Origin of the sequence: Pseudomonas inefficax (genome assembly GCF_900277125.1) — a bacterium.
GTDB lineage: Bacteria > Pseudomonadota > Gammaproteobacteria > Pseudomonadales > Pseudomonadaceae > Aquipseudomonas > Aquipseudomonas inefficax.
The window spans coordinates 1-10495 of the sequence record NZ_OPYN01000095.1 but is presented as its reverse complement, the minus strand read 5'-3'; the positions used below and the strand labels follow the sequence as shown (position 1 = coordinate 10495).

8 protein-coding genes are annotated in these 10495 nt (G+C 63.8%); 3 read left to right on the top strand and 5 right to left on the bottom strand.

Features of this window, described 5'->3' with window-relative positions:
* Nucleotides 1-327: 327 nt before the first annotated feature.
* Complete coding sequence (locus JV551A3_RS11710) at nucleotides 328-705, bottom strand: RidA family protein (RefSeq protein WP_085593503.1); 378 nt, start codon at nucleotides 703-705, stop codon at nucleotides 328-330.
* A 12-nt stretch (nucleotides 706-717) separates the two neighbouring features.
* The gene (locus JV551A3_RS11705) at nucleotides 718-1854 is read right to left on the bottom strand and encodes an NAD(P)/FAD-dependent oxidoreductase (protein ID WP_133970983.1); all 1137 of its coding nucleotides are present in this window, start codon (nucleotides 1852-1854) and stop codon (nucleotides 718-720) included.
* Nucleotides 1855-1967: 113 nt separating this feature from the next.
* Here JV551A3_RS11705 and JV551A3_RS11700 point away from each other — a divergent pair, with 113 nt between their 5' ends.
* Together JV551A3_RS11700 and JV551A3_RS11695 are read left to right on the top strand one after the other, a co-directional pair.
* Nucleotides 1968-2561, top strand: coding sequence for a helix-turn-helix domain-containing protein (locus JV551A3_RS11700; RefSeq protein ID WP_112252292.1), 594 nt, complete (start codon nucleotides 1968-1970; stop codon nucleotides 2559-2561).
* A gap of 262 nt (nucleotides 2562-2823) precedes the next feature.
* Complete coding sequence (locus JV551A3_RS11695; RefSeq protein ID WP_013971855.1) at nucleotides 2824-3609, top strand: sulfite exporter TauE/SafE family protein; 786 nt, start codon at nucleotides 2824-2826, stop codon at nucleotides 3607-3609.
* Nucleotides 3610-3612: 3 nt separating this feature from the next.
* Here the strand turns inward: JV551A3_RS11695 and JV551A3_RS11690 are convergent, their stop codons facing one another.
* Together JV551A3_RS11690 and JV551A3_RS11685 are read right to left on the bottom strand one after the other, a co-directional pair.
* Nucleotides 3613-4152, bottom strand: coding sequence for a histidine phosphatase family protein (locus JV551A3_RS11690; RefSeq protein ID WP_133970981.1), 540 nt, complete (start codon nucleotides 4150-4152; stop codon nucleotides 3613-3615).
* Between the two features lie 384 nt (nucleotides 4153-4536).
* Nucleotides 4537-6771 carry a TonB-dependent siderophore receptor gene (locus tag JV551A3_RS11685; protein ID WP_133970980.1) on the bottom strand — a complete coding sequence of 745 codons (2235 nt, stop codon included), beginning with the start codon at nucleotides 6769-6771 and terminating at the stop codon, nucleotides 4537-4539.
* Nucleotides 6772-7079: 308 nt separating this feature from the next.
* Between JV551A3_RS11685 and JV551A3_RS11680 the strand changes: the two genes are divergently transcribed.
* A complete protein-coding gene (locus JV551A3_RS11680; RefSeq protein WP_133970978.1) occupies nucleotides 7080-8309 on the top strand; it encodes an MFS transporter in 1230 nt (409 codons plus the stop codon).
* Here the strand turns inward: JV551A3_RS11680 and JV551A3_RS11675 are convergent.
* A complete protein-coding gene (locus tag JV551A3_RS11675) occupies nucleotides 8306-10114 on the bottom strand; it encodes an ABC transporter ATP-binding protein/permease (protein ID WP_133970976.1) in 1809 nt (602 codons plus the stop codon). The genes JV551A3_RS11680 and JV551A3_RS11675 overlap by 4 nt on opposite strands.
* Between the last annotated feature and the right edge of the window lie 381 nt (nucleotides 10115-10495).

Sequence of the window (10495 nt, the reverse complement as noted above, 5' to 3'; positions counted from 1 at the left end):
CCAAGGAACGTGAACAAGGCTGCACTGACCAGCGNACCGACCAGCCCCCACACACCGAAATCGACAAAGAACAACAACAGTTCCCGCCCCGAAGCGAACCCCGCCCCCACGATCACGCCGACAAACGCGCCGGCAATCTTCAGCTGCTCTTGCATGTGAACCTCTGGATTTATTGTTGTTGTCTCACTGCCACCACATACCCCGTGTAGGAGCGGCCTTGTGTCGCGATAGGGCCGCATGGCGGCCCCGGCGATTCTTGCTGCGAAGCTGAGATCCTAGGGCCGCTTCGCGCCCCATCGCGACACAAGGCCGCTCCTACAAGAGCGCTCAGGCGTCGCCGACAAACGCCTGCACTTCGATCTCCACATCCACCCCCAGCGCCAATGCCGAGGCCACGGTCGAACGCACCGGCAGCGCTGCGCCGAAGAACTCCTTGTACACCTCGTTGAAACCTGCGAAGTGGCTCATGTCCGACAGCCACACCGTGGCCTTGACCACCTGGTCGAAGCGCGCGCCGCAGGCCGCCAGGCTTTCGCCGATGCGTTCGCAGGCGGCGCGGGTCTGGGCCTGGATGTCACCGCGCACCACTTCGCCGCCAGCACTCATCGGTACCTGGCCGGAGAGGAACAGAAAACCGCCGGCTTTCACCGCACGGGAGAACGGGAACGGCAGGCTGCTGGGGAAACGCTGGATATCATTGCTCATGGAATGCTCCTTTCAGGATTGCTGGAAACGGGCCGGGGACAGGCGCTCGGGCGCCACCCCCTGGCTGACAAGGCCAGGACACAGGGGCTGGCCCAGCAGCAGGTCGGCAGCCAGGCGCGAGGCGCCCGCCGCCGACTGGATGCCGTAGCCACCTTGCGCCGCCAGCCAGAAGAACGCTGGTGCGTGCGCATCGAAACCGATCACCAGGTCGCCATCGGCGACGAACGAGCGCAGCCCGGCCCAGGTGTGGCTTGGCCGGCGGATCGCCAGGGTGGTCATGGCTTCGATGTTGTAGATGCCCAAAGCCACATCGAGCTCCTCGGGCGCGGCGTCCTGGGGTTCGACCGGGTCGGCATTGGCCGGCGAACCCAACAGCTGGCCGGCATCGGGTTTGAAGTAGAAGCTTTCGTCTACGCCGATTACCGCCGGCCAGTGGGCGAAGTCCTGGTCTGCCGGGCCGGGGAAAGTGAAAGCACTGCGCCGGCAGGGTTGCAGGCCGATACGCGCCACCCCGCACTGCTCGGCTACACGGTCGGCCCAGGCGCCAGCGGCATTGACCAGCTGGCGCGCCTGCACGCGGCTGCCATCGCCCAACTCCACCTGCCACAGGTCATCCAGGTACCACGCTTGGATCAGCTCGGCGTTGCAGCGCAGTTCGCCGCCAGCGGCGCGATATCCACGCAAGAAGCCCTGGTGCAGGGCATGCACGTCCAGGTCCATGGCACCCGCTTCGAGCACCGCGCCGGCCAGGTTCTCGCCACGCAGGCTCGGCACCAGGGCCAGGGCGGCGTCGCGGTCGAGCAGGCTGACCTCGGTGCCGTTGGCCAGGTTCTGCGCATGGGTCTGCTCGAGCAGCGCCCGCTGCTCCAGGCTGGCGACGTACAGGCAGCCGCGCGGTTCCAGCAGCGGGTGCTCGCAGAACCCTTGCGGTGGTGCTTCGTAGAAGGCCCGGCTGGCGCGGGTAAGCGCCTGGATCTGCGGGGTGCCGTAGGCCTCCATGAACATGGCTGCCGAACGCCCGGTGGAATGGTAGCCAGGCTGCGCCTCACGCTCGAGCAGCAGCACCTTCTGCCGGCCGGCCAGGCGATAACCCAGGGATGCACCGGCAATGCCGGCGCCGATGATCAGGGTGTCGTAGATCGGGGTCATGCACGCTCCTGGCAGCTAATTATCATTTATGAGAATTCTAATATATGAGAATTTACGAATACGCAAGGCTCCAAGGTAAGATGCCCGACCAACGCCGCATGCCGAGACCCCGAATGCCCGCTGCCCTCCCCCTGCTGGACCGTGCCGTAGTCGGCCAGCGCCTGCGCCAGGTGCGCAAGGCGCGCCAGATGACCCTCAAGCAATTGTCCGAAGCCAGTGGCGTACCGCTGTCCACCCTGTCGAAGATGGAGCTGGCGCAGGTGTCGGTCAGCTATGAAAAACTCGCCGCCGCCGCCCGGGCGCTGAATGTCGACATTGCCCAGTTGTTGCGCGCCAGCGGCACGGTCACGGCGCCAGTGCCGGTGACGGTGGTGGTCGATTCGCTGCCAGCGGCGGCAGGCTACTCGACCGGCACCTATGACTATCACCCGCTCGCCGGCGACTTCCCCGAACGGCGCATGACACCCGCCTATGCCCGCATCATTGCCCGTGAACGCGGCCAGTTCGACGATTTTATTCGCCACCCCGGGCAAGAGTTCGCGTTGGTACTGAGCGGTCGCGTTCGTATCGAGTTCGAAACCGGCGAAGCAGTGAGCATCGGGCCGCAGGAGACGGCGTATTTCGACAGCCAGGTGGGGCATATCTACCTGTCGGAAAGTGACGATGGCGCAGATGCGCATGTGATGGTGGTGATGACTGATCGTTGACAGGCCGTCATGAGAGCAACTGCCTTGCTGAAATTCTGAAAACTGGCGCGATCCCCTGTGGGAGCGGGTTTACCCGCGAATACGGGCGAAGCCCGTGCCATCCACCGCGGCGTCTGCTTCGCGGGTAAACCCGCTCCCACAGGGAACCTCTGCAAGCGCTGACCCGGTTATAACCTAATAACGAACAAGTCTATTTGGCTATAAAAAAATCTATATGCTGGCTGCATCCGATAACGGGCAAAGTTGGGCAGTCGAGTAGCGTATGGATGTAGGTTCTTTCGGTTTCACCATTGCGGGCCTGGTCGTGGGTTTCATCGTCGGCATGACCGGCGTCGGTGGCGGCTCGCTGATGACCCCGATCCTGTTGTGGTTTGGCATCAGCCCGGCAACGGCCGTCGGAACCGACCTGCTCTATGCTGCCATCACCAAGGCCAGTGGCGTCTGGGTGCATGCGCGCAACAAGAACGTCGACTGGAAGATCACCGGCCTTCTCAGCCTGGGCAGCGTGCCCGCGGCGGCGCTGACCCTGTGGTTCCTCAGCACCCTGCACACCGACACCTCGGCGCTCAACGCCGTCATCAAGCAAGGCCTGGCGGTGGTGCTGATCCTGACCGCGCTGGCCATCCTGTTCAAATCGCGCCTGCAGGCCTTCGCCAGCCGCCATGCCGGTGACCACTACCACCTCAGCGATCGCAGCCTGAACACCCTCACCGTGCTCACCGGCGTGGTGCTGGGGGTGATGGTCACCCTCACTTCCATCGGTGCTGGCGCACTGGGTACCGTGGCGCTGTTCCTGCTGTACCCGTTCCTGGTCACCCGCCGCCTGGTCGGTACCGAAATCGCCCACGCCGTGCCACTTACCCTGGTGGCGGGCCTGGGCCATGCCGGCATGGGCAACATGGACTGGTCGCTGCTGGGCTACCTGCTGCTGGGCTCGCTGCCAGGCATCTACCTGGGCAGCCACCTCACCGGGCGGATTTCCGACCGCGTGCTGCGTCCGTGCCTGGCGGCGATGCTGCTGCTGATCGGCTACAAGCTGGCGTTCTGACCTTCAGCCAAGGCGCAGGCGCCACTGCCCGGTAAAGCTCAGCTCCAGGCGCGACAGCGGCAACACGTCGACCCGCTGACTGGCGCTCATCGGACAGCCAAGTACCTGTACCAGCATGGCGCGCATGACCATCGGGTGGGTAATCGCCACCCATTCACCCGGCCTGTCGAAGGCTGCCAGCCAGGCGGCGATGCGCTGGCAAAGCACGGCGAACGACTCGCCGCCGTGAATATCACTGGCCGGGGCCTGCAGCCATTCGGCCATCGCCTGCGGTTGCTCTGCCTGCAATTGCTTCAGCGTCAGCCCTTGCCAACGCCCCAGGTCGCAATCGGCCAAGGCCGGCTCGACCTGCACCGGCCCCGAAAACCACGCCGCCGTCTCGCAGGCTCGCCGCTCTGGTGCAGTCAGTACCTGCACACCGGAAAGGTCGGCGAAAGGCTGCTGGCCCAATGGCAGGATGCCGTCGTCGGCACGGTGCAGGCGCCCGGTCTTCTGGGCCTGGGTAAGGGCGTGGCAGATCAGGGTCAGGCGGACGGCTTTCACCGGGTTTCTCTCGCAGCGAGCTGGGGCGCATGGTTTAGCATGCCGTGGCATTTTTTTCCGCAACAATATGGCACCGGCTGCGCCGGTGTTCGCGGGCACGCCCGCTCCCACAGGGATAGCGCATGGCTTGAGGTCGATGCGCTCGAAGTGGGAGCAACTGTCTTGGATATCTCTTCAAGCCAGCACTGGCCCTTGTAGGAGCGGCCTTGTGTCGCGATGGGCCGCGCAGCGGCCCCGGCAATCTTTGCTGCGAAGCTGAAAACCTGGGGCCGCTTCGCGCCCCATCGCGACACAAGGCCGCTCCTACAGGTATTTGCACATGGCTTGAGGTCGGTGTGGTCAAGCTGGCTTGCCGGCGAATGGGCCGCATAGCGGCCCCTTGGATCAGAAATTGATATTCAGCGCAGCGAACACTGCCCTACCCGGCTGGTTATAGGTATTGGCGCCCGAAGTACTGGCGTTGCCACCACGCAGGATCTGTTTGTCGAACACGTTGTTCACCCCCACCCGCATGTCGTAGCTGGCGTTGAACTTGTACCCGGCGCTCACATCCATCAGCCCGTAGGCTTCCACATCCTGTTGCGCGGCCTTGTCGTAGTCTTGCTGGGTGCGGTCATTGAAGGTCGGCGACTTCTGCTTGCCGTAGTAGGTACCTGCCACCTGGAAAGACAGTTTGTCGGTGGCGCGCCAGTCAAGGGTGGTGTTGACGGTGTATTCCGGGATCACCGACAGCGGTTCGCCGGTCTCGCGATTGTCGTTGTCGAGCATCCAGGTCAGGTTGGTGTTCCAGTCCAGGGCCGGGGTCAACTCGATGAACAGGTTGCCTTCGATACCTTCCACCCGCGCCTTGCCGGCGTTGTCCCACTGGGTCACGCGGCTGCCGGTGCCGATGGTGTACAACACATCGGTATCACCGACGATCTTGTTCTTGTAGTCGTTGCGAAAGTACGTGGCACTGGTGCGCCAGGTACCACGGTCGTACAGCAGGCCGATTTCCTTGTTGACGCTGATCTCGGGCTTGAGGTCGGCGTTGCCCTGCAGGTAGCAGCCGCCGTTGTTGCTCTGCTGCACGCTGCAACCATTGCCGCGGCTGTACAGCAGGTAGTTGGGGTTGGACTGGTACAGGTTCGGGACCTTGTAGGCGCGCGCGATACCGCCTTTCACCGACAGTGCTTCGGTCAGCTTGTGCGACAGGTTCAGGCTGGGGCTGAAATTGTCGCCGAAGGTTTCGTGGTGGTCGAAACGCAGGCCCGGGGTAATGGTGGTATCGCCGACAATGATGTTGTCCTCGACGAACAGCGCATAGCTGCGAGCGGTCATCTTCGAACTGCTACGGTCGAAACCGACCAGCCCGTCATTACCCGTGGGGTCCGAACTTTGCGGGCGCAGCGAGCCCTGGTCATTGAGCGTTTCGTACAGGTACTCGCCGCCCAGGGTCAGTACATGCTCGGTACTGCCCATGGCGAACGGCAGGTTCACTTCGCTGCTCAGGCGCGTGTTGCGCAGGCGCGACATGGCGGCGCCTTCGGCATTGGGGGCGCCTTCGGTGCGGCCTGCCAGGCCTTCGTTGAGGCGCCAGTTGCGCACGTATTCGTAGGCCAGCACGGTCTTGCTGGTACCCCAGGCAAAATCGCCCAGGTGGGTCAGGTCGTAGGTACTGCGCTGCATCACATTGGTTTCGTGGCCGTACAGGCTGGACACGAACTCGACGTCACCACCGCCGTTGCTGTTCATGGTGTCGCCGGCAAAAATATTGCCCTGGCGGCTATAGCCGGCACTGGCCTCGACGCGGTGCTCGTCGTTCAGCTTCCAGCTCAGCAAGCCATTGATGTCCTTGTTGCGCACGCCTTCGCGGCCCGCCACCAGCGCACTGGTGGCATGCCCTGCGTTGATGTCCAGGTCATCGGCATCGGTCTTGGCCAGGCCGCCGTACAGGCGGAAGCCGAGGTTGTCGGTCAGGCCGCCGCCGAGGTTGAAGTTGGCCCGGCGGCTGGCGCCCTCGGCGCTGTCTTCCGGCAGCTGGGTGTACAGGCTGACGCTGCCCTTGAGTTCGTCGGTGGGGCGCTTGGTGATGATGTTGACCACCCCGCCCATGGCGCCAGAACCGTAACGTGCGGCCGCCGGGCCACGCAGGATCTCGATGCGCTCGACCGCTTCTGCCGGTACCCAGTTGGTTTCACCGCGGGTATCGCGGTCGCCGTTCCAGCCATAGCGCACGGCGTTGCGTGCGCTGGATGGCTTGCCGTCGATGAGGATCAGGGTATTTTCCGGGCCCATGCCGCGAAGGTCGATCTGCCGGTTGTTGCCACGTGCGCCGCTGGCGCTGTTGCCGGTCAGGTTGACCCCGGGCTCGCGGCGGATGATGTCGGACAGGTCATTGGCCGGCGGATGGCGCTTGATGTCTTCGGCGGTGATGATCGACGTACCCAGGGCCTGGCGTGCCTCGCGCTCGGCGGTGACCAGGGTGTCCTGGATCACCAGCGCGTTGCCTGAGGCCGGCATCTCCAGCACCTCACCCGTGCGCTGCTCTTCGGCCTGGGCCACGGTGGCCACCATGGCCGGTGACGCCAGCGCGACGAACGCCAGGGCCAGGCTGTTGGGTGAAGTCTTGCACTGCATGGGTACATCTCCTGCGATTCATGAGCGAAACGGCACATCCCTGTCGGAAACCGGGAGCCCTCGCCCACCGGCCTCGCAAACACAGTTTGGTGGCCAACAGGGATGGTAAATATAGAGATTCGCAAATGAGTTTAAATCTTATTTACGAAGTTTACATGTTTGTAACGGAACTTTGCTGACACGATGGAGCTGCCGACGCTGCGGTGCAGTCCGGCCACCCGCACTGTTGCTTCCATACAGCTGCCCGATTTGCATCCTCCGTGAGGGCTCCTACAGTTTCGAACGTAGCCCCTCTGCCGAGCCCCCTGATGCGCAGCCCCGAAGAAAGCCACGCCACGAACGCCACCACGTCCCTGTCGAAGATCCCTCGCAGTGTCTGGGCGCTGGGCTTCGTATCGATGTTCATGGACATCTCCTCGGAAATGATTCACGCCCTGCTGCCGCTGTACATGGTCACCGTGCTTGGCACCTCGGTAGTGGCGGTGGGCTTTATCGAAGGCATCGCCGAGGCGACCGCCTCGATCACCAAGGTGTTCTCCGGTGCCCTCAGCGACCGGCTGGGCAAACGCAAGCTGCTCACGGTGCTGGGCTACGGCCTGGGGGCGTTGACCAAGCCGGTATTCCCCATGGCCTCCGGGCTGGAGTGGCTGACCGTGGCACGCTTCGTCGACCGGGTTGGCAAAGGCATTCGTGGGGCGCCGCGCGACGCGCTGGTGGCCGACGTTACGCCTGCTGAACTGCGTGGTGCAGCCTTCGGCCTGCGCCAGGCGCTGGATACCGTGGGCGCATTCCTGGGGCCGTTGCTGGCGATCGTGCTGATGTGGCTGACGGCGAGCCATTTTCAGACGGTTTTCTGGGTGGCGGTGATCCCGGCGTTCGTAGCGGTATACATCCTCATCGCCTTCGTGCGCGAACCTGAAACGCCAGCCAGCACCCGGCCGGTGCGCTCACCGTTGGCACTGCATGAGCTGGCCCGCCTGGGCCCGGCCTACTGGCGGCTGATCGGCCTGGCCACGCTGTTCACCCTCGCCCGCTTCAGCGAGGCGTTTCTGCTGCTGCGCGCCCAGGACATGGGCCTGGCGCCGCTGTGGGCGCCGGCAGTCCTGGTGCTCATGGCCTTGGCCTATTCGCTGTCGGCCTACCCCGCCGGGGTACTGTCGGACCGCGTAGGCCGCCGCGGCGTGCTGATGACCGGGCTGGGGCTGCTGGTCGCCGCCGACCTGCTGCTGGCCCTGCTCCCGGGCTGGAGCGGGCTAGCCTTGGGGGTGGCAGCCTGGGGCCTGCACCTGGGCTTCAGCCAGGGCGTGTTTGCTGCCATGATTGCCGACAGCGCCCCCGCCGACCTGCGCGGTACAGCCTTCGGCCTGTTCAACCTGCTGACCGGGTTGGCGCTGCTGGCGGCCAGCGTGGTAGCCGGGCTGCTGTGGGACGGAGTCGGCTTCAAGGCGACATTCCTGCTTGGCGCAGCGTGCGCCGGCAGCACTTTGGTCGGGGTCGCATTGCTCAGGCCAGGGCCGATCACCAGCAAGCCGAACTAGGCCAGCACTGGCTGCTGCTCCAGTAGCGACCAGCCACCATGCCCATCCACCTCCAGCCGATGGGTATGGAAACCTGCCAGCGTGCTGCGGTGCCCGACACTGACCAGCAACGCCCCCGGCATTTCTGTGCGCAACAGCGAATACAGGGCATGCTCGAGCCCTTCGTCCATGGCCGAGGTGGACTCGTCGAGGAACACCACCTGTGGCCGGTTGAACAGCACCCGGGCAAATGCCAGGCGCTGCTGCTCACCGACCGAGAGAATGTGTGACCAGTCACAGCTGACGTCCAGTCGCTCGGCCAGGTGGGCCAGGTTGACCTGGCACAAGGCCTGTTGCATCCGCGACTCATCCTCAGGCTTGCCGGCCGCTGGGTAGGCGATAACGGCGCGCAGGTCACCCAGCGGCAGGTAGGGCCGCTGCGACAGGAACAGCGCCTGGTGGCCCAGCGGCCGCCTGACCTCACCCTCGGCGTACGGCCAGAGGCCCGCCAGCGCACGCAACAGCGTGGTTTTGCCGCTGCCCGACGGCCCCTTGATCAACAGCGCCTGGCCGGCATGCAGGTCAAGGTCCAGGCCGGCGATAAGAGCATGCCCGTCCGGGCGCAGCACCTGCAGGCCGCTTATCGCCAAGGCATGCTCCAGGTCCTGGGTGATGACGCGCGGCAAAGCGCTCGCCTGCTCGTTGGCATCGAGGAAGCCGGTCAAACGGTCGAGGGTGGCCCGGTACTGGGCAAACGCATCATATGACTCGCGGAAGAACGACAGCGAATCCTGCACCTGGCCAAAGGCCTGGGAGGTCTGCATGACATCACCCAGCTTGATCGCCCCGCTGAAGAAGCGCGGTGCCTGCAGAATGAACGGGAACACCACTGCTACCTGGCTCACACCCAGGTTGAAACCACTGAATTTCAGGTTCCGGAACACCAGCGCCCAGGCGTTGACGATCAAGGCACCAAAGCGGCCCAGCAAGGTTCCCCGCTCGACCTGCGCGCCCTGGTAGAAAGCGATGTTCTCGGCGTTCTCGCGCAGGCGCATCAGCGCGTAACGGAAGTTGGCAGTGAGCTTTTCGTTGAGGAAGTTCAGGCGGATCAGCGGTCGCCCGAGACGGAAGGCGATCCAGGTGGCGACGATGACATACAGGTACACGGCAAACACCATCGCCCGGGGAATTTCCACACCGGCAACAGCCAGAGGCGCCGACAGCCCCCAGAGAATGCCGGTAAATGCCACCAGCGAAACCAGCGCACTGACCGCGCCCAGGGCTAGGGTCACCGAATTGCTGACAAAGGCGTTGACGTCCAGTTCGATACGTTGGTCGGGGTTGTCAACGGGCTCGGCGAGGAACTGGCCACGGTAGTAGGCATCGCCGTGCATCCAGTCCTCGGTCAGGCGCTCGGTCAGCCAGACCCGCCACTGGATGCTGAATGCCTGGCTTACATAGAAGGTAAATAGCGAACGCAGTACATGGATGGTGGCCAATACCGCGAAAACGCCGAGCAGGTACCAGAAGGCAGTTTGGTCAAGGCCCTGCAAGGCGCTATAGAAGCCGTTGTACCAGAACGAGAACAGCACGTTCAGGCGCACGGAGAATAGCGTCAGTACCAGCAGCAGGGCGAACACCAGTAACGGCCGCCAACTGCGCCTGAAGCTGAAATAGGGCCCGGCAAGCTGCCAGAACTGGCTGCCCCAACGCGTATAACGTACGGCCAGTGCGGCGGCTGCCGTGAAGCAGACAAGGGTGATGAACGAGGCGATTGCCAGCCAGCTCAGGCTCTCTTGCAGCGCCTGGTGCCAGTTCATTTCCATGATGGGTATCCGTGCTGAGTATTTCCGCGAGCGTAGCATCGACCTGTGATTCGTCAGGCATAAATGACGCACATTTCATGATTGCTTTTGGTGCCAGCAGGCGACGCGACCCTTGTAGGAGCGGCCTTGTGTCGCGATCGGGCGCGCAGCGGCCGCAATCCGGGCGACGCGGTTTACCTGTGAGATCCGGGATACAGGTTTGGCGGCCGCTGCGCGCCCGATCGCGACACAAGGCCGCTCCTACAGGGGCCGCGTATGCCTGGGAGTTTTTGCGCCAGAAAGACAAAACCCCTACCTGCATGCGCAGATAGGGGTTTTGCGAAATGAATCTTGACGATGACCTACTCTCACATGGGGAAACCCCACACTACCATCGGCGAT